This window comes from Ensifer sp. KUDG1, from assembly GCF_050434285.1.
GTDB lineage: Bacteria > Pseudomonadota > Alphaproteobacteria > Rhizobiales > Rhizobiaceae > Ensifer.
In genome coordinates this window covers 214,015-239,207 of sequence record NZ_JBNDIG010000007.1, presented here as the reverse complement: position 1 = coordinate 239,207, position 25,193 = coordinate 214,015, and the positions used below count along the sequence as shown (strand labels likewise).

Here is a 25,193-nt window from a genome sequence, read left to right as displayed (position 1 = left end):
GAACCATGGCACGCAACGTCTCCACCCAAAGAAAGATCGTCGTCACCGTCGTCGCCTGGACGATCGGCATCCTGATCTTCTTCCCGATCCTCTGGACGTTCCTGACGAGCTTCAAGACCGAGGCCGAGGCGATCGCTTCGCCGCCGTCGCTGTTCTTCTTCGACTGGACGACGGAGAACTATCACGAGGTGCAGAGCCGCTCGAACTACTTCCTGCACTTCATGAACTCGGTCGTCGTCTCCTTCGGCTCGACGCTGATCGGCCTGATCATCGCCATCCCGTCCGCCTGGGCGATGGCGTTCTCGCCGACCAAGCGCACCAAGGACGTGCTCATGTGGATGCTGTCCACCAAGATGATGCCGTCGGTCGGCGTACTGGTGCCGATGTACCTGTTGTTCCGCAACACCGGCCTGCTCGACACCCGCACCGGCCTGGTGATCGTGCTGACGCTGATCAACCTGCCGATCATCATCTGGATGCTCTACACCTACTTCAAGGAGATCCCGGGCGAGATCCTCGAAGCGGCCCGCATGGATGGCGCCTCGCTCTCCAAGGAGATCATCTATGTGCTGACGCCGATGGCGATCCCCGGCATTGCCTCGACGCTGCTCTTGAACATCATCCTCGCCTGGAACGAGGCGTTCTGGACGCTGAACCTCAGTGCCGCCAAGGCGGCGCCGCTGACAGCCTTCATCGCCTCCTATTCGAGCCCCGAAGGCCTGTTCTACGCCAAGCTTTCGGCCGCCTCGACCATGGCGATCGCCCCCATCCTCATACTCGGCTGGTTCTCGCAGAAGCAGCTCGTGCGCGGCCTTACCTTCGGCGCGGTCAAATAAGGGATACGACAATGGGAAGCATTACACTCAGCAAGGTTTCGAAGGTCTTCGGCGCCCATGCCGTCATCCCCTCGATCGACCTCGACATCAACAATGGCGAGTTCGTCGTCTTCGTCGGCCCGTCCGGTTGCGGGAAGTCGACGCTGCTCCGGCTGATCGCCGGCCTGGAAGACGTCAGTGACGGCGATATCGTCATCGACGGCAAGAACGCCACCGAACTGCCGCCGGCCCAGCGCGGTCTCTCGATGGTGTTCCAGTCCTACGCGCTCTATCCGCATATGAGCGTGCGTTCCAACATCGCCTTTCCGCTGAAGATGGCGGGCGAAGACAAGGCCGTCATCGACAAGAAGGTGTCGGATGCAGCCCGCGTGCTGAACCTCACCGACTATCTCGACCGCAAGCCACGGCAACTTTCCGGCGGCCAGCGCCAGCGCGTGGCGATCGGCCGGGCGATCGTTCGCCAGCCGAAGGCGTTTCTCTTTGACGAGCCACTGTCGAACCTCGACGCGGCGCTGCGCGTCAACATGCGGCTGGAAATCAGCCAGCTGCACCAGGACCTGAAGACGACGATGATCTACGTCACCCACGACCAGGTGGAGGCCATGACCATGGCCGACAAGATCGTGGTGCTGAACCGCGGCCGCATAGAGCAGGTCGGCTCGCCGCTCGACCTCTACCACAAGCCTGACAATCTGTTCGTTGCCGGCTTCATCGGCTCGCCGCGCATGAACATCGTCAGCGGTGCGGCGGCTTCCGCCTATCAGGCGCATACGATGGGCATTCGTCCCGAACACCTGGCGCTTTCAAAGGAAAGCGGAACCTGGCAGGGCACGGTCGGTGTCGCCGAACATCTCGGCTCCGACACCTTCCTGCATGTCAATGTCGACAATGTCGGCACGGTGACGGCACGCGTCAGCGGTGACTTCGCGGTGACCCACGGCGACCGCGTCTTCCTGACGCCCGATCCGCAGCGCGTCCACAGGTTCGATGAAAAGGGGCTGGCAGTTCGATGAAACGTCTTGAAGGAAAGAGCGCGCTGATCACCGGGTCCGCGCGGGGGATCGGTCGTGCCTTTGCGGAGGCCTATATCCGCGAGGGCGCCACGGTCGCGATCGCCGACATCAACATCGAGCGGGCGCGGCAGACGGCCTCCGAAATCGGTGCCGGCGCCTATGCGGTCGAGATGGACGTCACTAGCCAGGCGTCCATTGATGCGGCGATCGCCGCGGTCGTCAAGGAAACGGGCGGGCTCGACATTCTCGTCAACAATGCCGCGCTCTTCGACCTGGCGCCGATCGTCGAGATCACCCGCGATAGCTACGACCGGCTGTTTTCGATCAATGTCGCTGGAACGCTGTTCACCATGCAGGCGGCCGCAAAGCAGATGATCGTGCAAGGGCGCGGCGGCAAGATCATCAACATGGCGAGCCAGGCCGGACGCCGCGGCGAAGCGCTGGTCGCGATCTATTGCGCCACCAAGGCGGCGGTCATCAGCCTCACCCAGTCGGCCGGCCTCAACCTCATCAATCACGGCATCAACGTCAACGCGATCGCGCCCGGTGTGGTCGATGGCGAACACTGGGACGGCGTCGATGCGCTGTTCGCAAAATACGAGAACCGTCCGCGCGGCGAAAAGAAGAAGCTCGTCGGCGCAGAGGTGCCCTTCGGCCGGATGGGAACGGCCGAGGACCTGACGGGCATGGCGATCTTCCTCGCGTCAGCCGAGAGCGACTACGTCGTCTCGCAGACCTACAACGTCGACGGCGGCAACTGGATGAGCTGAACCGGCGTCAGCCGGTGAAGCCTCGAAAGGATACGGGATCATGACGACCAAACTCTCAACTGCCGCCCTCGACACGATCAAGGCCAAAGCCGGCGTGCCTGCCTACGACCGGTCGCAACTGACGGCGGGCATCGTGCATTTCGGCGTCGGCAACTTCCACCGGGCGCACCAGGCCGTCTATCTCGATGATCTCTTCAACGCCGGCTTCGACAGGGACTGGGCGATCATCGGCGCCGGTGTGCTTCCCTCCGACGCGACAATGCGCGCCAAGCTGGCCGCGCAGGATTTCCTGACGACCGTCGTCGAGCAGGACAACAACCGCACAGGCGCCCATGTGACCGGCGCCATGATCGATTATCTGGAACCGGGTGACGTCGCCGGGATCGTTGCCAGGCTCGCCGATCCCTCGATCCGCATCGTCTCCTTGACGATCACCGAAGGCGGCTACTTCATCGATCCGGCCTCGGGCGTGTTCAACCCGACCCATCCGGACATCGTCGCCGACGCGCAGAACCCGGCCGCTCCGAAGACCGTGTTCGGACTGATCGTTGCCGGCCTGAAGGCGCGTCGCGACAGGAACGTGCCGCCGTTCACCGTGATGTCCTGCGACAACATTCCGGGCAATGGCGAGGTTACCCATGCGGCGGTTTCGGGGCTTGCCCGCCTCCATGATCCGGCCTTCGCCGACTGGATCGACGCCAACGTCGCTTTCCCGAACGGCATGGTCGACCGCATCACGCCGGCGACCGGCGCGCGCGAGATCGGCATCGTTGCCGACGACTACGGCATCGAGGACGCCTGGCCGGTGTTCTGTGAGGAGTTCAAGCAGTGGGTGCTCGAGGATCATTTCCCGCTCGGTCGCCCGGCCCTGGAGAAGGTCGACGTCCAGTTCGTGCCTGATGTCGCGCCCTACGAGCACATGAAGATCCGCATCCTCAATGGCGGCCATGCGGCGATCGCTTACCCCGCCGCTCTTCTCGACATTCATTTCGTCCACGAGGCGATGGAGGAGCCGCTGATCCGCGCCTTCCTTGCCAAGCTTGAGCATGACGAAATTATCCCGGTCATTCCGCCAGTGCCGAACACCGATCTCGGCGATTACTACAAGCTGATCGAGACGCGTTTTTCCAATCCGAAGATCGGCGACACGATCCCACGGCTGGCGCAGGACGGCTCCAACCGGCAGCCGAAATTCATACTGCCCTCGACCGCCGATCGGCTGGCGCGCGGCGAGGATGTCGTCGGGCTGTCGCTCGTCTCTGCGCTCTGGTGCCGATACTTCGCCGGCACGTCGGACAGCGGCAAGACGATCGTCTTTAACGACCAAAGCGCCGACCGGCTGAACAGGGCGGCGCTTGCCGCCAAGGACGATCCCATGGCCTTCCTGGCGCTTGGCGACATCTTCGGCGACGTCGCCCGCTCCGATCTCTTCCGCCGTCGTTTCGCCCATGCATTGAAAACCCTCTGGGAAAAGGGTACGCGCGCTACGCTCCAGCTTTATCTGGACGGCAAGCTTGAGGGATGAAGTGCGATGGCGGATGCGGCGTCGGGGTTAGTGATCTTCGATTGCGACGGGGTGCTTGTCGATAGCGAGCCGATCTCGCTGGAGGTGCTGGTGGACGTGCTTTCGGCCGCCGGAGTTTCCATGACCACCGAGGAGGCGACCGAACGCTTTCTCGGACGCAGTCTCAAAAGCATGTCGGCGACCCTGCATGACGAATACGGGCTTGCGACCGACGATGCGTTTCTCGAAGGCATGCGCCTTCGCCTTTACGACCGTTTTCGCACCGAGCTGCAGCCGATCGCCGGCATCCGGGGCGCCGTCGAAGGCCTGAAGGGCGCCTGCTGCGTCGCTTCGTCCAGCCAACCCGAGCGCATCCGCCTGTCGCTGACCGTCACCGGGCTCATCGATCTCTTCGAGCCCAACATCTTCTCCGCCACCATGGTGAAACACGGCAAGCCGGCGCCGGATCTCTTTCTCCACGCGAGCCGCCAGATGGGCTTCGAACCTCACGACTGTGTCGTCATCGAGGACAGCCCGGCCGGGATAGAGGCGGCGAAGGCGGCGGGCATGCGGGTCTTCGCCTTTGCCGGCGGCAGCCATGCGCGTACCGACAAGCATCGGCAGAGTCTTGCCGCCCTCAGTCCCGATGTGCTGTTTGACGACATGGGCGAATTGTTACAGTTTGTCGGCCGGTAGCAGCAGGGACGAAACGGGAGCGGGACGAGGAACATGTGCGCGGTTTTCCGCCTGCACGTCCGCTCTCCTTCATGACAATCGATCACGGTTGTGACGGGGTCTGGCAGATCCTAAATCAGCGTGATCTTGGGGGCGGGGACTTTCTTTGATGCGTGAATTCGTCGTTGCGGTCGATGTCGGTACCGGCAGTGCGCGCGCCGGTATTTTTGACGGCAAGGGCAGGTTGCTTGCGCGCGCCGACCTGCCGATCGCCATGAACCGGCCGGAAGAAAACCACGCCGAGCACGATTCCGAAGATATCTGGCGCGCCGTCTGCGGCGCCGTCAAAGCGGCGAAGGAAAAGGCCGGGATCGCTGCGGAGGATATTGCGGCGATCGGCTTCGACGCCACCTGCTCGCTGGTGGTGCGCGACCGTGAGGGCAAGCCGCTTTCGGTCAACCGCAAGGGCGAGGCGCGCTGGGACACGATCGTCTGGCTCGACCACCGGGCGCTCGCCGAGGCGGATTTCTGCACGGCGACCGGTCATCCGGTACTCGACTTCTCCGGCCGCGTGATGTCGCCGGAAATGGAAATGCCGAAGCTCATGTGGCTGAAGCGGAACCTGCCGCAGCAATGGCAGAAGGCCGGCTTCTTCTTCGATCTTGCCGACTATCTTTCCTGGCGGGCGACCGGCAGTGCTGCGCGCTCGCGCTGCACGCTGACGGCCAAATGGAATTACCTGGCGCATGAGAAGCGCGGCTGGCAGCCGGACTATCTCGCAAAGATCGGGCTCGAGGATCTCATCGAGCGCGGCGGCCTGCCGGAAGAAACCCTGCCGATCGGAAGCTCCGTCGGCCACCTGAGCGCTGCAGCCGCTGCCGAGCTTGGCCTCGACGAGGCCTGCCAGGTGGCGCCCGGCATGATTGACGCCTATGCCGGCGCGCTCGGTGTTGTCGGCGGCTTCATCGGCAAGCCGGAGAAGCTCGAAAGACAGCTGGCGCTGATTGCCGGCACGTCGAGTTGCATCGTCGCCTTTTCCAAGGACATGAAGCCGGGCTTCGGCATGTGGGGGCCGTACTACGAAGCGGTGCTGCCCGGCGCTTGGCTGATCGAGGGCGGACAGTCGGCGACCGGCGCGCTGCTCGATCATATCGTGCGGCTGCATGGCGGAGGCCTTGAGCCAACCGCCGAAACCCATGGCCGGATCATCGCGCGGGTGCAGGAACTGCGCGCCGAGCAGGGCGTGACCTTTGCCGAGCGGCTGCATGTGCTGCCCGATTTTCACGGCAACCGCTCGCCGCTCGCCGACCCGCACGGCCTCGGCGTCATCAGCGGTCTGCCGCTCGATTCCTCCTTCGACGCGCTCTGCCGTCTCTACTGGCGCACTTGCGTCGCGATCGCGCTCGGCATCCGCCACATCCTGGAGATGATGCGGGAGGTCGGCTACCAGCTCGACACGCTGCACGTCACCGGCGGCCATGTCCGCAACGCGCTGCTCATGGAACTCTATTGCGACGTCACCGGCTGCCGGGTTGTGGCGCCGGAGGCGCCGGATGCCGTCCTGCTCGGTACGGCGATGGCGGCAGCAGTTGCCGGCGGCATGCATGCGGATCTCGCCGCAGCCGGCGCCGAAATGGCGTCGGGTGGGCACGAGCGCCTGCCGAACGCGGCGGTTCGCGACGCCTATGATCGCGACTATCGCCGCTTCCTGGCGCTCTATCGCCACCGTGACGAGCTCGACAAAATGGAGTGACGGCTGCAGCCGAAAAGCTTGTTGCGGGGCCGTGGAACCTTTTTCCGTGTCGCGCATTTTGTTGTTGACCGGACGGTGGCGCGCATAGCCCCCAATGCGGCGCCGGAGGCAGACCGCCGGCCTACAACTCACACTCCCCGAGTGAGTTGCACATACCAGCCAGTGCCTTCCCTCGGCACTGGCTGTTGTGTTTTCAGGTGGCTGTCTCTTGCGAGAAATCTGACAGCATCTGGTGACGCGCGACGGGAACAAGCCGCCGGTCACCGCGCAGGGCGAGTGATGAAATTGCCGATGTCAGGTCAGAGATTTCTCGTCGGGACGTTCCGGCAATCTTGCCGAACCAGCTCCCAAAACGACCTGCAGCGGCCACACGCCGGAAGACGCGGAGCCGCTGCAGGATCTTGATTGGCTGCATGCCCCCTCGACCTTTACAGTCGAGGGAAACATGCAGTCGCGCTCAGGCCGCCGCCTTGGTGGATTCGTTGAAGAACAGAGCCTGGCTGATCAGCGCCTTGACCATGTCCGGATTGAACGGCTTGGTGACCAGGAAGGTCGGTTCCGGCCGTTCGCCGGTCAGGAGCCGCTCCGGGAAGGCGGTGATGAAGATCACCGGAATGGCGCTCGTCTTCAGGATGTCGTTGACCGCGTCGATGCCGGAGCTGCCGTCGGCAAGCTGGATATCGGCAAGCACCATGCTGGGCCGTGTCTTCTTGTAGAGTGCGATTGCTTCGTCGCGCGTGCGGGCGATGCCGGTGACGCGATGGCCGAGGCTTTCGACCATCTGTTCGATGTCGATGGCGATCAGCGGTTCATCCTCGATGATCATGATGTCGGTTGCAACCTGGCGCGAGATTTCCTGCGAGGCGCGATCGAGCAGGCCGCCGACCTTGTCGGTGCTGACGTCGAGAACTTCGGCCGCTTCCTCGGGCCGGAAGCCTTCGACCGAGACCAGAAGGAATGCCTGGCGGGCAAGAGGCGAGACGGTTGCCAGATTGATCGATGCGCGCTGCTCCCAGGCAAAGGGTGAGACCGGTTCCGGGACGAGCACGGACGAAGATCCGAAGAGCGAGGTGAACAGGCGGAACAGGCCAACGCGGTCATTGCTTGCTTCGGGGAAAATCGACGTGTCGGCGATCAGCGCTTCGAGAACGGCGGCCACATAGGCGTCGCCTGATGTCTGCGAGCCGGTCAGCGCGCGTGAATAGCGGCGCAGGTACGGCAGGAGCGGTGCGATCCGCGTGGACAATGTCATAGAGGAACTCCCTCGAAAATCGTTTTACGGTGACGTTGCGAGAACGCTCTTCGTAAAAAAAGGTTCCGCGAGGGAACATTTCAATTTTCAGCGGCGTTATGGCGGCTAAGGACAGTTTTGGCGATTACGGACAGTTGAAGGCGACAGTTTGAAAATGAAACATAAAACAGGGGCAGGGCGGACCACCGGCACGACCTTATGGACAGAAGATCCAAATGCGCAAATTGCAGCGAAGCTGAAGGCGCTCTATCAGTCCGTGCAGGAAGAGGCGATACCCGCGCGTTTTCTCGATCTTCTGGAAAAACTCGACGCGGCCGAGCAGCAATCGGCGCTGCAGGGCAGGGAGTGAGTACCGGAATGTCATCCGAAAATAATGATTTCAAACGTGAGATGCTGGCCGCGTTGCCGAGCCTTCGTGCCTTCGCCATGTCGTTGATCGGCCGTCACGATCGCGCCGACGACCTGGTCCAGGATACCATCATGAAGGCCTGGGCGAAGCAGGATCACTTCGAGATGGGCACCAACATGAAGGCCTGGCTCTTCACCATCCTGCGCAACGAGCTCTATAGCCAAATGCGCAAGCGCGGACGCGAGGTTCAGGACAGCGACGGGCATTTCACCGAGTCGCTTGCCCATCATCCCGAGCAATATGGTTCGCTGGACCTGCAGGATTTCCGCAAGGCGCTCGAGATGCTGCCGCCCGACCAGCGCGAAGCCATCATCCTCGTGGGCGCCTCCGGCTTTTCCTACGAGGAAGCGGCCACGATCTGCGGCTGCGCGCTCGGAACGATCAAGAGCCGCGTCAACCGCGCGCGCCAGCGCTTGCAGGATATTCTTCAGGTGAAGGGCGAAAACGACTACGGCCCCGACGAGACGTCGGCCCCGATCACGTCGCGCGCCTTCGTTTCCTGAGGAAGTTTCGAACTGGACACCGTTGCAAAAGCGACGGTGTCCTGCTTTCACTGACGCTTGCGCCCGAGAGGGACAGGCGGTTGGTGGAGGCAGAGCGCAATCATGACGATTTTGGGTCGATATGCCCAGAACCGAGCGAGATGCGGGTGCAGCTCTCAAGGGGCTCCCCAGCCCGCTCAGATTGGGAATTGAGACCGAATGCGCATGAGGACTGAAAGGACAGACCCGCCCGTCACGAGGCTGCTCGACGCGCCCGAGCGTCTGAGCGTCCTGCACGCGACCGTGCCCGACATGGCGGTGCCGGACCGGGATTTCGATGGCATCGTTGAAATTGCGGCCGGCCTCTTCGAGGCGCCGATTGCGCTGGTAACCTTGATCGATCGCGAATGGCAGTGGTTCAAGGCGGCGGTCGGAACCACGGAGAGCCGGGCGTCGTCGGAGGAGTCCTTTTGCGTGCAGGTGGCGGCCGAGGCGGGTGCCAGCCTTGTCGTGCTCGACGCATCGACTGATCCGCGGTTCATGCGGCGCTCGCGGGTGGTCGGCCCGCCGTTCCTGCGGTTTTATGCCGGCGCGCCGATCATGCTCGAGGGGCAGGCAGTCGGCACGGTCTGCGTTCTCGACGACAAGCCGCGCGCCGACGTGCCGCAGGCGCTGATGGACCAGCTGGGGCGGCTCGCCGGGCTTGCTGCTTCCCTCTTCAAGATCAAGGACGAAGCGCGCCGGCGCGCGCTGAAAGAGGCGGCGCTGTCACGCGAGGAGCAGCGCCACGCCATGGCGCTCGAAGCGGCGAACATCGGCAGCTGGCTGTGGGACATCCGCTCCGGGGCCATTGCCGGCAACAGCGCGATGAAACGCATGTTCGGCTTGCCGGCCGACAGTTTCGTCGGCGCCCGCGAGATCTTCGGAGCGATTCATATCGACGATCGCGGCGCGACCTTTTCAAAGCTGCGCCAGGCGATGAAGGCCGATGATGAGTACGACGGCATGTTCCGTGTCGGCGACACCGGCCGCTGGCTGCTCGGGCGCGGCCGCGTGCATGATCGTGACAGCAAGGGCAATCCGTTGACGTTCATCGGCGTCACCATCGATGTCACCGACCAGCAGGCGTCGGTGCAGCGCACCCGGCTGTTGCTGAAGGAGCTCAACCATAGGGTCAAGAATACGCTCGCGATGCTGCAGTCGCTTGCCCGCCAGACATTGCGCCAGACGAGCGATCCGGCGGAATTCATGACCGCCTTTGCCGGCCGTTTGCAGGCGATCTCCGAAGCGCACGGGCTGCTTTCCGACCATGAATGGGGCACGATCCGGCTTGCCGACCTCATCGCCAAGCAGCTGCTGCCGCATGTCAATTGCTATGCCGAGCAGATCGAGATCCACAAGGACGAGATATCGCTCGGGCCTGACCAGGCGGTCGGCCTCGGTCTGGTTCTGCACGAGCTTGCCACCAATGCCGTCAAATACGGGTCGCTGTCGGTGCCGAAGGGGAAGGTCGTTCTGACGGCGCGCAACATGATCGAGGATGGCGAAAGCGTTCTGCATCTCACCTGGACCGAAGTCGGCGGGCCGCCGGTGCGCGAGCCGAAGCGGCGCGGCTTCGGCTCGATCCTGATCGAGCGGAGCCTCGATAAGGTCTTGGGCAGCTCGGTCAAGGTGGAGTATCTGCCAGCCGGCGTTACCGCGCTTATCCGCCTGCCGCTTTAAGGCGTTGATCGCAACCGACGCAAGCGCGCAAGCTTCTCCGGCCAGACACCAACGGTCTTCGGAGCGGGGAAAGTTCGAAAACGGGCTGGGAAGCCCGTGCTTGATCGTCAGTCGTCGCGCCGGCGCTCGCGCCGTTTGCCGGTTCCGACCAGTGCTCCGATCGCAAGTGCGGTAGCGACAGCCAGCAGCGGTTGTTTGCGCAGAATGCCCGCGGCGGCAAGCAGTGTCAGGTTGGTTTGCACTTGTCTGCGTCGGCGACGTTCTTCGGCCAGGCGGCGGTCGCGACCTTGCAGCATCGCCATGATGCCGAACAGCACCAGCGCGGTCACGAAAAACGCGATCGCGATCGCGACGGAGGCCGTGACCGGACTGTACACTTCGCTGAGATAGAGGAATGTGGCCGCGAGGCCGAAGACATAAGCTGTGGCAAGCAGCAATCCCATGATGCCCCACAGGATCGCGTTGCGTTTCACGCGCGCAGTGGCCGCGCCGATATCGGCGCTCATCAGCGCGGTCAGGGCTGCAGTCAATGGTCCCATGAATTGCCCCCGGTCATCTGCCCCTCGATCTCAGCGGATGGGTTGCACCCATCCGCCTTAACGGCTCGCATCGTCGTCAGCGACGAAGAAGAGCGGCGATCGCCAGACCGATCAGGGCGGCGGCACCGAGGGTGGCAACGGGATGCTCGCGCACGGCGTGCCGAACCTGCTTTTCCGTGCCGGCGTAGCGATCGCGAAGCTCGGCCAGCAGATCTTCACCGCTTGCCAACAGCTCGCTGAGGCCCGCTTCGGCCTGCTCGCGGGCGTCCTGCGCCTTGCTGCGGGCCTGTTGCGAAGCCGTCGATCCGCGATCGGCCAGGAGGGCGACGAGCGTCGCCACATCATTGCGCAGTTCGCCCAGTTGTTCCTCGATGGAGATGTCGGCGAGCTTGCCGTTGCTTTTTGTCGAACGCGAGCTCGAACCGGAGAAGAGGCCTGACGCCATGACGAATACTCCCTTTCACACATGCGCCGGCCGCGAACGGTCGGCGCTTCCTGATCAAACCGGCGGGCACAACTGCAGGCCTGCGCCGGCGCTTCGGGAAGACAACGCGCAAGTGCGGAAATTGTTTCGATAAATCTTGGTGTTGGCTCTCGGAAGAATCCGGGCGTGCGCTCGCGTCAGAGCGATGCGGTTTGCGGCAGCACGAAGGGCACGGGTGCGGGCGGCGCGACGCCCACCCGCATGCGGCAGCCGAAGACCGCTTCCATCGTCTCGTCCGTCAGCACCTCGGCAGGCGCGCCGCTGGCGCGGACCTTGCCGGCCTTCATCATGACCATATGGTCGGCGAACATGGCGGTGAGATTGAGGTCATGCATGACGGCGACCACACCGCCGCCGCGTTCGCAAAAGTTGCGCGCAAGCTGCATGATGCCGAGCTGGTGGCGGATATCGAGGCTGGAAACGGGCTCGTCGAGCAAGAGATACCGCGGCTCGCCATCGGCAACGGGTTCCGAGATCTGGCAAAGCACGCGGGCAAGCTGCACGCGCTGTTGCTCGCCACCGGACAGTTCCTGGTAGAAGCGCCCGGCAAAACCACCGAGATCGACCGCTTCGAGCGCTTCCGCAGCGATCCGGTCGTGCAGCGCTGCGTCGGCGTTTGCGCCTGCGGCAAGTCCGAGCCGAACCACTTCGCGCACCGTGAACGGGAAGGAGATGACGGTCGATTGCGGCAGCACGCCACGCATCGACGCGAGCTCCCAGGGCTTCAGGCCGCGCAGGTCACGGCCGTTGATGCGGATCGTCCCGCCCGCTGGCGCAAGCTCTCCGGAAATGGCCTTCAGCGTCGTGGTCTTGCCGCAGCCGTTCGGGCCCACGATCGCCGTCAGCGCGCCAGGTCGTGCGTCAAGCGAAACGCCGTGGAGGACCGGTCGCCCGCCGAGGCGGACGGAGAGATTGGAAACGTTGATCATGGCTTTGCTCACAATCCCATGTTCGAACGGCCGCGCAGCAGGATCCAGAGGAAGAACGGTGCGCCGATAAAAGCGGTGACGATGCCGATCGGCAGCTCCGCCGGGGTAACGATGGTGCGGGCGATCATGTCGGCAAGGATCAGAAGCGTCCCGCCGAGCAGAGCCGAGGCCGGCAGAAGGTAGCGGTGATCGGGGCCGATGACGAGGCGCAGCAGGTGCGGCACGACGATGCCGACGAAGCCAATGCCGCCGCTGACGGCAACCGACGCGCCGGTCGCCGCAGCAACACTGACGATCGCGACGTTCTTCAGCCGCTGGACAGGAATGCCCATATGGAAGGCTGCCGCCTCGCCAAGCGTGATCGCGTTGAGGCCGCGGGCAAGGAACGGCGTGACGGCGAGGGAAAGCAGGATGATCGGCGCCGATGCCAGGATCTTCGTCCAGTTGGCGCCGGCCAGCGACCCGAGGCCCCAGAAGGTGAGGTCGCGCAACTGCTTGTCGTCGGCCATGAACACCAGCACGCCGGTGACGGCGCCGGTCAGCGCACCAAGCGCGATGCCGGCCAGAAGCAGGGTGGCGATCGAGGTCTGTCCGCCGCGCGTGGCAATGCGGTAGAGCAAAAGCGTCGTGACGAGGCCGCCGAAGAAGGCGGCGACCGGCAGCGCATAGAAACCGAACAGGGCAAACAACGGCCCGAAGGTGGTGGTGCCAAGCACGATCAGCAGCACGGCGCCTAGGCTTGCGCCCGAGGAAACGCCGACGAGGCCGGGATCGGCCAGAGGATTGCGGAACAGCCCCTGCATGACCACGCCGGAAACCGCGAGCGACGCGCCGACGAGCATGCCGAGCACGGCGCGCGGCAGCCGAATATCGAGAATGATGATGCGGTCGCGGATGCTCAAGGCCTGGTCGGCCTCGCCGATCAGCCAGCGCCAGACATTGGCGAGCGACGCGTCGGCCGCACCGGTCATGATCGAGCCGACGAAGGTGGCGATGGCGATGACCGCTAGGGCGACGACGAGAAGCCGGGCGAGCCGCGAGCGATTGCCCGCACGCCATTCGTCGCGGATGTCGGCGGCCAATCCGGTCAGGCGCATGCCGCGGTCCAATGCCTCACTGCGAGGCATTGGCCTTCTTCCCGTAGATGGCGGCATTCAGTTCGCGAACGGCGCTTGCCGTGCGCGGGCCGAAGCCGAGCAGGTGCAGCCCGTCCATGCGCACGAGCGCCTTGTTCTTGGCCGCAGGGGTCAGGCTCAACGCCGGCATGGCGAAGAGTTCTTCCGCCTTGGCGGAGTGTTCGCCGCCGCGATCCATCATCAGGATGACGTCGGGCTTGGCTTCGACGATCGCTTCGTCGCTGAGCGCCTTGTAGCCGGGGAAGGTGCCAACGGCGTTCACCGCGCCGGCGAGTTCGATGATGCCGTTGGCGGCGGTACCCTGACCGGAGGCCATGACCTTGCCGCCCTGGGTGCTCAAGATGAAGAGCACGCGCTTGCGCTCGCTGTCTGCACGCGCGGAACCCTCGGCCACGGCCGCATCGAGATCGGCTTCGACGCTCTTGGCGAGCGTTTCGGCCTTGTCCTCGACGCCGAGGAAGGCGCCAACGGCACGGATCTTGGCGGGAATGCCACCCTTGTCGAAGGTCTCCGGCACGCTGGTGAAGGCAATGTTGGCCCCCTTCAGCACGGCCAGCGCCTCCGGCGGGCCGCTGCCTTCGACGGCGACGATGGCGCTCGGGTTGACGGCGATGATGCCTTCGGGCGCGAGCTGGCGCATATAGCCGACGTCCGGAAGCGTCTTTGCCGCTTCCGGATAGGTGCTGGTGGAATCACGCCCGACGAGACGGCCCTCTTCGCCGAGCGCATAGATGATCTCGGTGACGGCGCCGCCGACCGAAACGACACGCGAGACGTCGGCCTTCTGCGCATCCTCGGCCATGGCCGCCCGGATGAAGGCGGGGGCATCGGGTGCCACCGCCGGCAGCAGGAATGTCGCCGAAAGGGCGAAGGCGCCGAGCGCCAGGCCCGAGCGGCGAAGGCGACGGAAGTCGAGACCGTTGATCATCTTGCGTATCCTATTCTCTCGCTCAGGCGGCGACCGTCGTATCGAGGCGCGGCAGGCCCTCGGCGATCGAGCGCCATTCCGGACGCTCGGCCAGACCCTCTTTGCGCTTGCCGAAGAACTGGATGATCATCTCGCCCTTGGCGTCGAGCGCCTCGATCGAGGTGACATGGCCGTCGGCCGTCGGCTTGCGCACGGCCCAAAGCTCGGCGATGTGGTCGGTGCGCAGGTGCAGGTGGAAGGTCGGATCCATGATGTTGAGCCAGGGGCCCATCGTCGCGATCTTTTCGATCGGGCCGGAATGGATCTGGATCATGCCGCGGTTGCCGACAAAACACATGATCGGCAGTTCGACTTCGGCGCTCGCCTGCATCATCGCTTCGACGCTCTGCGGATCGAGCTGCCAGGCGAAATCGTCGCCGATGTTGCTCAGCGCCTGGCGGCGACCGATCTTCAGCTTGCGCAGAATGCCGTGGAACTGGTGGGTGTCCGTCATTTTCGTCCAGCGGTCACGCAATTCGACGACGTCGACGACGGTTTCAGGCTTGTCGTCCGTCGGCTGAACGCTGGTGTCGGCGACAAACGCCTGCGTTTGGTCGTCCAGGCGGAAGTCCGCGACGATCTTTTCATAGGCCGCGTCGTTCGATGCGGCGCGCAGGTGCACCTTGTGTACGGCGTTGCCCCACTTGTCGAAGAACTGCAGGCTCTTGCGCACTTCGCCCTTGTCGTCCTTCTTCGTCACGGCAAAGGCGTGTGCCCAGGCGCTCGGGAAAACGCGAAGGTCGATTTGCTCGCCAAGCACGATGCTCGCCATCTCGCCGGTGGTGATCTTCTCGTAGACACCGATCTTTTCGTGAACGGCGCTCTCGTTTCGGGTCAGCGCCATGACTTCGCCGAGTTCCTCGACGCGCGACAGGAAGCGGTTGGCGTCGGCATCGATGCGCACGGCCGTCAGCCCACATTCGGCAGCAACCAGCGCGGCTTCGGAAACGCCGAGCTGGGCTGCGATATCACGCTCGCGCATCTTCGGGTTTTCGGCGCGGTAGGCGCGGATTTCGGAAGGAGTGGGGCGAAGGCTCTCGGTCATTTTCATCTGCCTATTTGTTCAGGATCAGCTTGCCTTGACGGGTGATCTTCATGCGGTAGATCGCGCCGTCGTGGGAAATGAGAATCTCGTTTTCGGTGCCGAAGAGCTCGCGACTTTCGATGATCCTTTGCGCCCGTCCGGTCAGCACCGGAAGCTCCGAGGGGCGTGCGAGATTGTTGTCGTTGGTCACTGTGTTTCGGCCGTTTCGAGTGGGCAGGCCGCGCTGATTTCCCCGCATTTCCCGCCGTGCAATTCGATTACTATCTTGACTTCATTACTCATATTTATTTATGGACGCAATACCGGACTTATAAACTCAAGTTAGTTGCTGCCGGCTTGTGGACAAGGGCGTGCGGCCGGCGTTCGGTGGTGTGCTCGATCCTTTGGAGTGGTGTCGTCATGAAGTTTCCCAGCCTTCCGATTGTTTCCGTTGCTCTTGCGGCTCTCGTTGCCGCAACCGCCGCCAAGGCGCAGGAGACCGCAGCGGCCGGGGGGCTGACGATCGAGCTCAACGAGGTGGCGCCGTCGCAGAAGGGTTGCAAGCTCACCTTCGTTGCCGGCAACGAATTTGCGCAGTCGTTGAGCAAGGTTTCCTTCGAGTTTGTGATCTTCGATCAGAAGGGGCTGGTCGAGCGCATGGCCGTGCTCGATTTCCGTGATCTTCCCGCCGGCAAGACCAAGGTTCGCCAGTTCGATCTGCCCGGCACCAATTGTGATGCGGTGAAGAGCCTGCTGATCAACGATGCGCCGGCCTGTGTCGGCGACGGCGTTCAGCCGGGTGCGTGCATGAGTGGGATCAAGACCGGCTCCAAGTCGTCGGTCGAACTCAAGGGGTGAGCGGGACGGGGGCTGAGCGCGTCCGGCAATCCGAGCATGAGGTTTGCGTCGCCCTGGTGCGACGAAGGTAAGGCTGCAATGAAGCGTATCGTCATCTGGACCGGGGCCGCCGTCTTATCGCTTGCAACACATGGCGTCGTGCTCGCGACGCTGTTCGGCGGCAACCCGCCCGAGACGCAACTGGATCTGATCCAGGGCGGCGAAAGCGTCGAAGTGGCGCTCCTTGGCGATGCTTTCGAGGAAACGCTGCAATCGGGCGAAGTGTCCGATGTCGTCGAGCCCACGGACGATCTGCCCGAGGAGGTTCAGCCCGCCGAGATCCAGCCGGTCGAGGATGTCGCCCCCACGCAGGAGATCGCTGCAGAGCAGCCCCACGATCTGACGGCGACCGAGGCGGACGTGATCCTGCCGGCCGAGGAAATGCCTACCCTGCAGGTTGCCGAGGCGGTGGTGACGGCGAGCGTCGCGCCGGTCGAGACCGTCGTGCCGGAAGAAAAGCCCGAGGAGCCGAAGAAGGAAAAGGTCGAAAAACCGGAGCCGAAGAAGGAGCCGGTGAAAAAGAAGAAGGTGACCCGCAAGAAAGCGGGCGACCAGGGTGAGCAGGCGCAGAACCAGGTCAAGGGTAAGCAGGACGGCCAGGAGAATGGCAGTTCATCCGCAGCAAATGGCAACAGCCGCGCGTCCGAGGTCGGCAACGCCAACATGGAGAATTACGGCGGCAAGATCCGCAAGCGGATCACGCGCCGGTTCAAGGTTCCGGCCGCCGCACGGCGCGACGGTGTATCCGGCACGGCGACCGTTCGTTTCACGCTGACATCGAATGGAAACCTGACGCGTGTCAGCCTCGCGAGCAGTTCCGGCTCGCCGGCGATCGATGAGGCTGCCATCGATGCGGTTCGCCGCGCTGCGCCATTCCCGGCGTTTCCGGCCGGAGCGCCAAGCTCCGAATCCTTCATCGTGCCGATGGTTGCGAGCGTCCGCTGATCTTCTCCTCTTGCGGCAGAATTCGCGCAGAAGCTGCAAGAAAAAAATATGATTAGAAAACTCATGTTTATACTTTACTCTGTTTATCAAGTTTAATAGGTTGCCCTCGTCACGCAGCCGAAGGGTGTGTGTCGAGAGGATTTCCCGATGCGACCGGCTGCCTGACGAAGGCCCTTGTCGCGCGACCAGGCGGAGAAGATTGCATGCGCGGCAAGCGTCACCAGAATGCGGCGAAGAACGGCAAGGGTCGCTCCGGTTCGGAACCGGTCGAGCCCCGCCAGGAGGCCGGCAAGGCGACGCTCGAAGGGCGCAGCTTCCTCTATGTCGGCGGCCGTGATTGCCAGGTGGCGCACTTGCGCGAAATCGCCAGCTCCTTCGGCGCCGAACTGCTGCACCACGATGGGGGCCTGCGCGAGGCCGTATCGCGCATCGACCGGGTGTTGCCGTCCGTCGACTGTGTCTTCTGCCCCATCGACTGCATCAGCCACGACGCATGTCTTCGCGTGAAGACTGGCTGCAAGAAGTGGGGCAAGGCCTTCGTGCCGCTGCGCAACGGCTCGAAGTCGAGCCTGGAGCGCGCGCTTCAGGACCTGACCACCAGCCGCAACGAGCGGTAATCCTCCCAAGACCAGACGAGAATTTGCAATGAACGAAGAACGTCCCGACCTTGCCATGATGATCGGCTTGCACAAGCTGGCCGCCCAGCAGGGCGACGGCCTGGTGCCTGAACTCTACGAGATCCTGACGCGACGGGCGCGCATGGTGGAAGAGAATGCCAATGTCGCGGAGTTCCCCACCTGGCAGGCCCGCCCGCCGGTGCGCGACCCGCTCGGGCTTGTGGAGCCGAAGGAAGGAACTATCCTCGCCTTTCCGCGTGCCGCCAACGACGCCGCCCGAAAAAAAGAAAGCGCCTAGGAGTTCCTGATGTTTGTTGCCATGAACCGTTTCCGTATTGCCGTCGGCCACGAAGAGGCTTTCGAGGCCGTATGGAAGGGGCGGGATTCCAGCCTTTCGGAAATGCCCGGCTTCGTTTCCTTCCACCTCTTGCGCGGCGACAGCGTGCCGGAGGAGGGCTACACGCTCTTCGTCTCGAACTCGGTCTGGAAGGACAGGGATTCGTTTTCCGCCTGGACGAAGTCGGACAACTTCCGCGCGGCGCACAAGAATGCCGGTGAGAACAAGGCGATGTATCTCGGTCCGCCGAAGTTCGAGGGTTTTTCGGCCGTCGAAGGCGCCTGATCCGCGCGCTAGCGCTGAGATATGATCCTGATTTCGCGTGTTATTCGCCTCCCGGATGGATCTCTCCCGGGAGGCAAATTGTTTTTGTGTCAGGCCGTCTTCTTCGGCAGGAAGGCGCCGAGCGAAACGGCGAGCCAGCCTGCCATGATCGTCGTGCCACCAAGGGGAGCGGACATCGGGAAGAGGCCGTGGCCCGCGATATGGCGCATGGCTAGATCGGCGGAGAACAGCGCCGTGCCGGCCGCGATCAGGAGTGCGGCAATGGCTGCCGTTCGAAAGTGCGGCCACGCCGCGTAAAGCGCCACCAGTGCCGGGGCGTGGGCGAGGCACATCGCCGAAATGCCGGCAAGCAGCCGCGGGTCTTCGCCATGCGAAGCGGCGGCCGCGCTGACAACGCCGGTCAGGCCCATCAAGCCGGCAACAAATAGCGTCGTTGCGCGAAATCCGCTGTGCGACATGGTCATTCCTTGTTTTGCATGTGAAGGGCGAGACGGGTGATCGGGTCGAGGATGATCTGCCTGAGTTTCGGATGCTCGATGGTTTCCTCAAGCGCCCGGGTGAAGCAGAGCAGCCACTCGTCCCGCTCTTGCGGCCCGATCTCGGCGACGAAATGGCGGCGGCGCAGCATCGGGTGGCCACGCTTTTCGACGTAGATCGGCGGTCCGCCGAGCCAGCCGGTCAGGTATTCGTAGAACTTCTCTTCGCTGCCGGAGAGGTCGGGCGGATGCACGGCGCGGCAGCGCGCCGCCTCCGGCAGCGTGTCCATCAACTCGTAGAAGCGACGCGTCAGCGCGCGAACCGTCGGGTCGCCGCCGATGGCTTCATAGAGGGTCGTGGTTTCCGGTTCCGCCATGGTCTGCGTCCTTCGTTCTGTCGGTCCTAGCGCGCGGCGACCGGGCGAACAACGATTTTTCAGGCCGCGGATTTGCGGCGTTTCATCGCGGTCGAACATCGCTTCTCTTGACAAACCGTCTAGACGGTATCTTTATGAGGATATGACCGAAGCTCATCGCCGCAAAAAACAGCCGGAACAGGTGCGCCAGCAATTGCTGGAGGTTGCCGCACGCCTTTCGCACGAGCAGGGGGTGGCCGGCATCACGCTCGATGCCGTGTCGCAGGCGGCCGGGGTCAGCAAGGGCGGGCTGCTGCATCACTTCCCGAACAAGCTCGCGCTTCTCGACGGGCTGTTCGACGATCTGGTGACGCGGTTCGATCGTGAGATCGAGGCGGCGATGGCGCGCGACCCGGCAGCGAAGGGGCGCTTTACCCGCGCCTACATCGACGTCTGCTTCGCGCTCGATCCCGCGACCGACGTGCCCGGCTGGCGCATGCTGACGATCGCGCTGATTGCCGAGCCGCATCTGAAGAGCCGCTGGCGCGACTGGGTCAGCCGGCGATCGGCGGAGTTTGCGGAGACGGATGGCTCGACCGGCTGCGTTCTTGCGCGCTTTGCCTGCGACGGTGTGTGGCTCGCGGATCTGATGCAGAGCCACGATCTCGATGCCGAGGCACGGATCGGTCTTGTTGAAAATCTCAAGGCGCTTTCGGCGCAATAGATCACTTCATCGTTTTATCGAAACATTGAAGTGATCTAAGTCTTTGAAATCACGCAGCTCCGGACGGAAAACCGCTTTGCACTTTTCCTGGAACTGCTCTGATCCGGAATGGAGTCTCCCATGAACCCCGCTATGCTCTATACCGTCCTGGTTGCAGCGATCGTTTTCGAGGTGCTCGGCACCTCGGCGATGCAGGCAGCGCAGCATTTTAGCCGCCTGGGGCCGACCGTGATGATGGTGGTCTGCTACGCGATCGCCTTCTTCTTCCTGTCCTACACACTGCGCTTCATCCCCGTCGGCATCGCCTACGCGGTCTGGAGCGGCCTTGGCATCGTCCTGATTTCGCTCGTCGGCTATTTCGCCTTCGGGCAGAAGCTCGATCTGGCGGCCATCCTCGGCCTCGGCCTGATCATCGCCGGCGTGCTTGTCCTCAACCTCTTTTCCAAGTCGACTTTCCACTGACGTGGCCAGCCGCCTGAGGTCATTTGTCCGGCGGAGGGGGCGCAGTCGATTCCCTGAGGATCAGTTCGACCGGCCAGAGCTCGTGAACCTCTTCGGTTGGCCGGCCTGAGAGAAGCTGCAGCACGAGGTCGGCCGAGCGGGCGCCGGCCGCGCGCATCGAAGAGCGCGTCGCCGAAAGCGACGGCACCATGTTGTCCGCCGTGAGGTAGGGGAAGACGTCGTCATGGGCGATGACCGAGACCTCGCGGCCGATCTCCAGACCCATCGACCGTGCTGCCCGGTAGATGCCGAGTGCCGTCATCATCGAGCCGGCGACGAAGGCAGTCGGGCGGGGCGTCTGTTCCAGGAACGAGCGCGCGAAGCGGAAACCGAGTTCGTCGGTGAAGTTACCGTGGGCGACGAGGCGCGGATCGAAGGGGATACCGCGCGCCTGCAGCGCGTCTCGATATCCCTTGTCGCGGTGAAGCGAGAAGGTGCGGCCCTGCCGGCCGTTGATCATGGCGATGCGGCGATGGCCGAGATCGATGAGGTGCGAGGTCGCGCGGCGGATCGCGCCCTCGTTGTCGATGTCGAGCCAAGCGTGCGGCACGTCGATATCGGAGCGGCCGTGCACCAGGAAGGGCATGCCGAGCTTGTGGAGGAGGGCGATGCGCTCGTCGTTCGGTTCGGGCGAGTGCACGATCACGGCATCGACGCGGCCGCTGACGGCAAGCCGACTATAGAGCTGGATTTCACCCGTGGGGTTCTTGTCGTCCATCGGGCTGACGAGAATGTCGATATCCTCGGTGCCGAGCCGTTCGGCAAGGCCGCCCATGAATTCGGAGAAATGGAACTCGCCGGAGCGGCCCATGACGACGCCGATCGCGCCAGCGCGGCCGGTGGCGAGCCGCACGGCATTGATGTTCGGACGATAGCCGAGGCGGGTTGCCTCTTCGGCCACGCGCTTGCGCGTCTTTTCGCTGACTTCGGGGTAACCGCTCAGCGCTCGGCTGACCGTTGTCGGCGAAAGGCCCAGTTGTTGTGCGAACTCCCTCAGTTTCATTCGATATGCGTTTCCTCAGCCTAGCCCGGTCCCAGAAGTATACACCTTCGCTGCCCGTAACAATCGGTTTGTCGGCGACGTCGGGTGCCGTCAAAGGATGCCAGTTTTACCAAAGCGTTTTCAATTAACGCAGATCCCCTTTGATTTTACGGGGTGCTGCGAGAGGCAGAAGAATTTTGCCTTCCTCCGTTATTTATATGAAAAATAACGTGTATTTAAGGTTTGTCCACGCTTGAGCGACTTTTCTAAGTGTGTGGATTGACAGTTTTTCCATCTTCTGCCAACTTTTTCTCATCCAAACCGCTTTCGAATTTGCCGAGGAGCTTTCGTGCGGTGGAGGGGGAACAGGAGGAGTCGACCCAATGACAACCACGCTCAATGTGCTGAGTTTTTGTGCCGCAATCGTTGTAGCCGGGACGGCTGGCGCCGCCGAGCTTTCGCTCGCCGCCAACACGACCGGCAAGAACGTCCATTTCATTCGCGAACAGCTGGACATTTTCGAGAAGCAGACCGGGCACAAGGTGAGCCTGGTCACCATGCCGCCGTCGAGCAGCGAGCAGTTCAGCCAGTACCGGCTGTGGCTTGCCGCCGGAAACAAGGATGTCGACGTCTACCAGACCGACGTCGTCTGGGCGCCGCAGCTGGCCGACCAGTTCGTCGATCTGACGGAAGCGGCAAAGGACGTTGTCGGCCAGCACTTCCCGTCGATCATCGCTTCGCAGACGGTGAACGGTCGCCTCGTGGCCTTGCCGGTTTTCACCGACGCGCCGGCACTGTTCTATCGCAAGGACCTGCTCGAAAAATACGGCAAGACGCCGCCGAAGACCTGGGACGAGCTGGCGGCGACCGCCAAGGAAATCCAGGAAAAGGAGCGGGCCGCTGGCCAGGCCGATCTCTGGGGCTATGTCTTCCAGGGCAATGCCTATGAGGGCCTGACCTGCAACGCACTCGAATGGGTCAAATCGTCGGGTGGTGGCCAGATCGTCGAGCCGGATGGCACGATCTCGATCAACAACGAGAAGGCGGCCGCCGCGATCGACCGCATCAAGGGATGGGTCGGCACGATCTCGCCGCAGGGTGTGCTTGCCTACCAGGAGGAGGAATCTCGCGGGGTCTGGCAGACCGGCAACTCCGTCTTCATGCGCAACTGGCCCTATGCCTATGCGCTCGGCAATGGCGACGACAGCGCGGTGAAGGGCAAGTTCGCCGTCGCACCGCTGCCGACGGCCACCGATGGCGACCAGCCGTCGTCGACGCTTGGCGGCTGGAACGTCGCCGTCTCCAAATATTCCGACGATCAGGAAGCGGCGATTGCGCTGGCCAAGTTCCTCTCGTCGGCCGAGGTGCAGAAGCGCCGGGCGATCGAGCTTTCCAACCTGCCGACGGTTGCAGCACTCTACGACGATGCGGACGTCGCCAAGGCCCAGCCGTTCATGCCGGCCTGGAAGCCAATCTTCGAAAGCGCGGTGCCGCGCCCGTCCGCCGTCACCAAGGTCAAATACAACGAGGTTTCCGCCAAGTTCTGGAACGCGGTCCATAACTCGCTTTCCGGCAACGGCACGGCCGCGGAAAATCTCGAACTGCTCGAAGTCGAACTCACCGAGATGAAGGGCGACAACTGGTGATCCTCCCGGGGGCGAGGGGAGTGCTTCTCAAGCCTCCCTTCGCTCCACCGAGCCACCGCCATTCCTCTCCGACCAATCGCTCGGCCGCGCGCCGAATGGCAAAGGTGAGTACAGACATGACCGACCTTTCCGTCGCAGACCCGCCTTCCGCTCTCGGGCAGCAGGCGGGCATCCGCTCCGACCTTAATGCCGAGCGCATCCGCTCCGCCTGGATCTTTCTCGCACCGACGCTTCTGGTGCTGGCCCTCGTTGCCGGCTGGCCGCTCATCCGCACTGTCTATTTCAGCTTCACCAATGCGTCTCTGACCAATCTCGAAGGCGCCGAGTTCGTCGGCTTCAAGAATTACCTTTCCTGGATCACGCTGAAGAGCGGGCGCACGGTCTACAACGGCCTGCTTGCCGATCCCGCCTGGTGGAACGCCGTCTGGAACACGCTGAAGTTCTCGGCGCTCTCGGTCACCATCGAGACGGTGCTCGGTCTTGCCGTTGCGCTGGTGCTGAACGCAAACTTCCCGGGCCGTGGACTGGTGCGCGCGGCGATCCTGATCCCCTGGGCGATCCCCACGATCGTGTCCGCCAAGATGTGGGCCTGGATGCTCAACGACCAGTTCGGCATCCTCAACGATCTTCTGCTCGGCCTCGGCCTGATCAGCCAGAAGATCGCCTGGACCGCCAATCCCGAGACCGCGATGGTCGCCGTCTTGATCGTCGACGTCTGGAAGACGACGCCCTTCATGGCGCTGCTCATTCTCGCCGGACTGCAGATGGTGCCTTCCGATATCTACGAAGCGGCGAAAATCGATGGCGTGCATCCGCTCAAGGTCTTCTGGCGGCTGACGCTGCCCTTGATCCGTCCGGCGCTGATGGTGGCGGTGATCTTCCGTATGCTCGATGCGCTGCGCATCTTCGATCTGATCTATGTGCTGACGCCCAACAACGCCCAGACCAAGACGATGTCGGTACTGGCCCGCGAAAACCTGTTCGACTTCGACAAGTTCGCCTATGGCGCCGCGGCCTCGACGATGCTGTTCCTGATCATTGCGGCGATTACCGTTGCCTATATGTGGTTCGGCCGCGTCAATCTGGAGGGAGAACGCTGATGGTTGCCACCCTCGCCAAGCGCACGGCGTTCTACGCCCTTGTTGCCGCCATCATCATCATGGCCGTCTTCCCGTTCTACTATGCGGTGCTGACGAGCTTCAAATCCGGAACGGCGCTGTTCCGGGTCGACTACTGGCCGACCGAGATCTCTTTTGACAACTATGCCGGCATCGTCACCAGCAGCGGCTTCCTGCGCAACCTTGCCAACTCGCTCATGGTCGCAACGATCGTGGTCTGCGTCTCGCTGCTGCTTGCGGTCACCGCCGCTTACGCCTTGGCGCGGGTGCGGTTTCGTGGACGCGCGCTGCTGCTTCTGACGATCCTGTCGGTGTCGATGTTCCCGCAGATCGCGGTGCTTGCGGGCCTCTTCGAACTGATCCGAGCGGTCGGGATCTTCAACACGCCGTTGGCTCTGATCTTTTCCTACATGATCTTTACGCTGCCCTTCACGGTGTGGGTGCTCACCACCTTCATGCGTGACCTGCCGGTCGAGATCGAGGAAGCGGCGATCGTCGATGGCGCTACGCCGTGGGTGATCATCACCCGCGTGTTCATGCCGCTGATGTGGCCGGCGCTGGTGACGACGGGGCTGCTCGCCTTCATCGCCGCCTGGAACGAGTTCCTGTTCGCGCTGACCTTCACGTCATCCGACAGCCAGCGCACCGTGCCGGTCGCGATCGCGCTGCTCTCGGGCAACAGCCAGTACGAAATTCCATGGGGCAACATCATGGCCGCATCGATCATCGTCACCGTGCCTCTGGTCGTCCTCGTGCTGATCTTCCAGCGGCGGATCATCTCCGGACTCACGGCCGGCGGCGTCAAAGGATAAGG

At 63.2% G+C, this 25,193-nt stretch carries 31 protein-coding genes; 19 read left to right on the top strand and 12 right to left on the bottom strand.

Annotated features, from left to right (window positions below; translation table 11 throughout):
• The first annotated feature begins 5 nt into the window (after positions 1 to 5).
• From M2267_RS19065 to M2267_RS19040, 6 genes are all read left to right on the top strand, one after another.
• Complete coding sequence (locus M2267_RS19065; RefSeq protein WP_034794097.1) at positions 6 to 836, top strand: carbohydrate ABC transporter permease; 831 nt, start codon at positions 6 to 8, stop codon at positions 834 to 836.
• 11 nt (positions 837 to 847) lie between these two features.
• Positions 848 to 1,849 carry an ABC transporter ATP-binding protein gene (locus tag M2267_RS19060; protein ID WP_034794095.1) on the top strand — a complete coding sequence of 334 codons (1,002 nt, stop codon included), beginning with the start codon at positions 848 to 850 and terminating at the stop codon, positions 1,847 to 1,849.
• The gene (locus M2267_RS19055) at positions 1,846 to 2,619 is read left to right on the top strand and encodes an L-iditol 2-dehydrogenase (protein WP_429116180.1); all 774 of its coding nucleotides are present in this window, start codon (positions 1,846 to 1,848) and stop codon (positions 2,617 to 2,619) included. The genes M2267_RS19060 and M2267_RS19055 overlap by 4 nt, the downstream gene beginning before the upstream one ends.
• Positions 2,620 to 2,659: 40 nt before the next feature.
• Entirely contained in the window at positions 2,660 to 4,144 is a 1,485-nt protein-coding gene (locus M2267_RS19050; protein ID WP_429116178.1) for a mannitol dehydrogenase family protein, read from the top strand.
• A 6-nt stretch (positions 4,145 to 4,150) separates the two neighbouring features.
• Positions 4,151 to 4,819: an HAD family hydrolase gene (locus M2267_RS19045; protein WP_043620722.1), complete on the top strand. Its 669-nt coding sequence runs from the start codon at positions 4,151 to 4,153 to the stop codon at positions 4,817 to 4,819.
• Between the two features lie 148 nt (positions 4,820 to 4,967).
• Positions 4,968 to 6,551, top strand: a complete 1,584-nt coding sequence (locus tag M2267_RS19040) for an FGGY-family carbohydrate kinase (protein ID WP_043620719.1) — start codon at positions 4,968 to 4,970, stop codon at positions 6,549 to 6,551.
• Between the two features lie 193 nt (positions 6,552 to 6,744).
• Here M2267_RS19040 and M2267_RS19035 read toward each other — a convergent pair whose 3' ends face one another.
• Complete coding sequence (locus M2267_RS19035; protein ID WP_156134182.1) at positions 6,745 to 6,966, bottom strand: hypothetical protein; 222 nt, start codon at positions 6,964 to 6,966, stop codon at positions 6,745 to 6,747.
• 42 nt (positions 6,967 to 7,008) lie between these two features.
• Complete coding sequence (locus tag M2267_RS19030) at positions 7,009 to 7,803, bottom strand: response regulator (RefSeq protein ID WP_043620716.1); 795 nt, start codon at positions 7,801 to 7,803, stop codon at positions 7,009 to 7,011.
• Positions 7,804 to 7,957: 154 nt separating this feature from the next.
• Between M2267_RS19030 and M2267_RS19025 the strand changes: the two genes are divergently transcribed.
• From M2267_RS19025 to M2267_RS19015, 3 genes are all read left to right on the top strand, one after another.
• Complete coding sequence (locus M2267_RS19025) at positions 7,958 to 8,152, top strand: NepR family anti-sigma factor (RefSeq protein WP_034794063.1); 195 nt, start codon at positions 7,958 to 7,960, stop codon at positions 8,150 to 8,152.
• Between the two features lie 8 nt (positions 8,153 to 8,160).
• Positions 8,161 to 8,715, top strand: coding sequence for an RNA polymerase sigma factor (locus M2267_RS19020; protein ID WP_043620713.1), 555 nt, complete (start codon positions 8,161 to 8,163; stop codon positions 8,713 to 8,715).
• A 198-nt stretch (positions 8,716 to 8,913) separates the two neighbouring features.
• Entirely contained in the window at positions 8,914 to 10,416 is a 1,503-nt protein-coding gene (locus tag M2267_RS19015) for a sensor histidine kinase (protein ID WP_043620710.1), read from the top strand.
• A gap of 107 nt (positions 10,417 to 10,523) precedes the next feature.
• Here the strand turns inward: M2267_RS19015 and M2267_RS19010 are convergent, their stop codons facing one another.
• The 7 genes from M2267_RS19010 to hemP all read right to left on the bottom strand — a co-directional run bounded on the left by M2267_RS19010 (position 10,524) and on the right by hemP (position 15,664).
• Entirely contained in the window at positions 10,524 to 10,955 is a 432-nt protein-coding gene (locus tag M2267_RS19010) for a hypothetical protein (RefSeq protein WP_043620707.1), read from the bottom strand.
• A gap of 76 nt (positions 10,956 to 11,031) precedes the next feature.
• Entirely contained in the window at positions 11,032 to 11,400 is a 369-nt protein-coding gene (locus tag M2267_RS19005) for a DUF883 family protein (protein ID WP_034794036.1), read from the bottom strand.
• A gap of 176 nt (positions 11,401 to 11,576) precedes the next feature.
• On the bottom strand, positions 11,577 to 12,368 hold the full coding sequence (locus M2267_RS19000) for a heme ABC transporter ATP-binding protein (RefSeq protein ID WP_043620703.1): 792 nt from the start codon (positions 12,366 to 12,368) through the stop codon (positions 11,577 to 11,579).
• A gap of 8 nt (positions 12,369 to 12,376) precedes the next feature.
• The gene (locus tag M2267_RS18995; protein WP_043620700.1) at positions 12,377 to 13,495 is read right to left on the bottom strand and encodes a FecCD family ABC transporter permease; all 1,119 of its coding nucleotides are present in this window, start codon (positions 13,493 to 13,495) and stop codon (positions 12,377 to 12,379) included.
• Positions 13,482 to 14,432, bottom strand: a complete 951-nt coding sequence (locus tag M2267_RS18990) for a heme/hemin ABC transporter substrate-binding protein (RefSeq protein ID WP_043620697.1) — start codon at positions 14,430 to 14,432, stop codon at positions 13,482 to 13,484. The genes M2267_RS18995 and M2267_RS18990 overlap by 14 nt, the downstream gene beginning before the upstream one ends.
• A gap of 22 nt (positions 14,433 to 14,454) precedes the next feature.
• Positions 14,455 to 15,516 (bottom strand): hemin-degrading factor, encoded by a 1,062-nt coding sequence (locus tag M2267_RS18985; protein ID WP_043620792.1) that lies wholly within the window; start codon positions 15,514 to 15,516, stop codon positions 14,455 to 14,457.
• Positions 15,517 to 15,526: 10 nt separating this feature from the next.
• The gene (gene hemP / locus M2267_RS18980) at positions 15,527 to 15,664 is read right to left on the bottom strand and encodes a hemin uptake protein HemP (protein ID WP_034794249.1); all 138 of its coding nucleotides are present in this window, start codon (positions 15,662 to 15,664) and stop codon (positions 15,527 to 15,529) included.
• Positions 15,665 to 15,915: 251 nt separating this feature from the next.
• Here hemP and M2267_RS18975 point away from each other — a divergent pair, with 251 nt between their 5' ends.
• The 5 genes from M2267_RS18975 (at position 15,916) to M2267_RS18955 (ending at position 18,576) form a co-directional block, all read left to right on the top strand.
• Positions 15,916 to 16,353, top strand: coding sequence for a hypothetical protein (locus M2267_RS18975; protein ID WP_043620694.1), 438 nt, complete (start codon positions 15,916 to 15,918; stop codon positions 16,351 to 16,353).
• A gap of 78 nt (positions 16,354 to 16,431) precedes the next feature.
• Entirely contained in the window at positions 16,432 to 17,337 is a 906-nt protein-coding gene (locus tag M2267_RS18970) for an energy transducer TonB (RefSeq protein WP_043620691.1), read from the top strand.
• A 203-nt stretch (positions 17,338 to 17,540) separates the two neighbouring features.
• A complete protein-coding gene (locus M2267_RS18965) occupies positions 17,541 to 17,954 on the top strand; it encodes a DUF2325 domain-containing protein (RefSeq protein WP_043620688.1) in 414 nt (137 codons plus the stop codon).
• A 28-nt stretch (positions 17,955 to 17,982) separates the two neighbouring features.
• On the top strand, positions 17,983 to 18,252 hold the full coding sequence (locus tag M2267_RS18960; RefSeq protein ID WP_043620684.1) for a hypothetical protein: 270 nt from the start codon (positions 17,983 to 17,985) through the stop codon (positions 18,250 to 18,252).
• A gap of 9 nt (positions 18,253 to 18,261) precedes the next feature.
• Complete coding sequence (locus tag M2267_RS18955) at positions 18,262 to 18,576, top strand: antibiotic biosynthesis monooxygenase family protein (protein ID WP_043620682.1); 315 nt, start codon at positions 18,262 to 18,264, stop codon at positions 18,574 to 18,576.
• Between the two features lie 89 nt (positions 18,577 to 18,665).
• Here M2267_RS18955 and M2267_RS18950 read toward each other — a convergent pair whose 3' ends face one another.
• Together M2267_RS18950 and M2267_RS18945 are read right to left on the bottom strand one after the other, a co-directional pair.
• Complete coding sequence (locus M2267_RS18950) at positions 18,666 to 19,034, bottom strand: DUF423 domain-containing protein (RefSeq protein WP_429116172.1); 369 nt, start codon at positions 19,032 to 19,034, stop codon at positions 18,666 to 18,668.
• Positions 19,035 to 19,036: 2 nt separating this feature from the next.
• Positions 19,037 to 19,429: a globin gene (locus tag M2267_RS18945; protein WP_192447034.1), complete on the bottom strand. Its 393-nt coding sequence runs from the start codon at positions 19,427 to 19,429 to the stop codon at positions 19,037 to 19,039.
• A gap of 142 nt (positions 19,430 to 19,571) precedes the next feature.
• On the opposite strand from M2267_RS18945, the gene M2267_RS18940 reads away from it, so the two are divergent.
• Together M2267_RS18940 and M2267_RS18935 are read left to right on the top strand one after the other, a co-directional pair.
• Positions 19,572 to 20,132, top strand: coding sequence for a TetR family transcriptional regulator (locus M2267_RS18940; protein ID WP_429116170.1), 561 nt, complete (start codon positions 19,572 to 19,574; stop codon positions 20,130 to 20,132).
• Positions 20,133 to 20,252: 120 nt separating this feature from the next.
• Positions 20,253 to 20,594: an SMR family transporter gene (locus M2267_RS18935; protein ID WP_043611735.1), complete on the top strand. Its 342-nt coding sequence runs from the start codon at positions 20,253 to 20,255 to the stop codon at positions 20,592 to 20,594.
• Positions 20,595 to 20,613: 19 nt separating this feature from the next.
• On the opposite strand, the gene M2267_RS18930 is transcribed toward M2267_RS18935, so the two are convergent.
• The gene (locus M2267_RS18930) at positions 20,614 to 21,636 is read right to left on the bottom strand and encodes a substrate-binding domain-containing protein (protein WP_043611733.1); all 1,023 of its coding nucleotides are present in this window, start codon (positions 21,634 to 21,636) and stop codon (positions 20,614 to 20,616) included.
• A 362-nt stretch (positions 21,637 to 21,998) separates the two neighbouring features.
• Between M2267_RS18930 and M2267_RS18925 the strand changes: the two genes are divergently transcribed.
• The 3 genes from M2267_RS18925 (at position 21,999) to M2267_RS18915 (ending at position 25,191) form a co-directional block, all read left to right on the top strand.
• Positions 21,999 to 23,261, top strand: a complete 1,263-nt coding sequence (locus M2267_RS18925) for an ABC transporter substrate-binding protein (RefSeq protein ID WP_043611732.1) — start codon at positions 21,999 to 22,001, stop codon at positions 23,259 to 23,261.
• Positions 23,262 to 23,377: 116 nt separating this feature from the next.
• On the top strand, positions 23,378 to 24,361 hold the full coding sequence (locus M2267_RS18920; protein WP_043611730.1) for a carbohydrate ABC transporter permease: 984 nt from the start codon (positions 23,378 to 23,380) through the stop codon (positions 24,359 to 24,361).
• Positions 24,361 to 25,191, top strand: coding sequence for a carbohydrate ABC transporter permease (locus M2267_RS18915; RefSeq protein WP_043611729.1), 831 nt, complete (start codon positions 24,361 to 24,363; stop codon positions 25,189 to 25,191). The genes M2267_RS18920 and M2267_RS18915 overlap by 1 nt, the downstream gene beginning before the upstream one ends.
• The last annotated feature ends 2 nt before the right edge of the window (positions 25,192 to 25,193 follow it).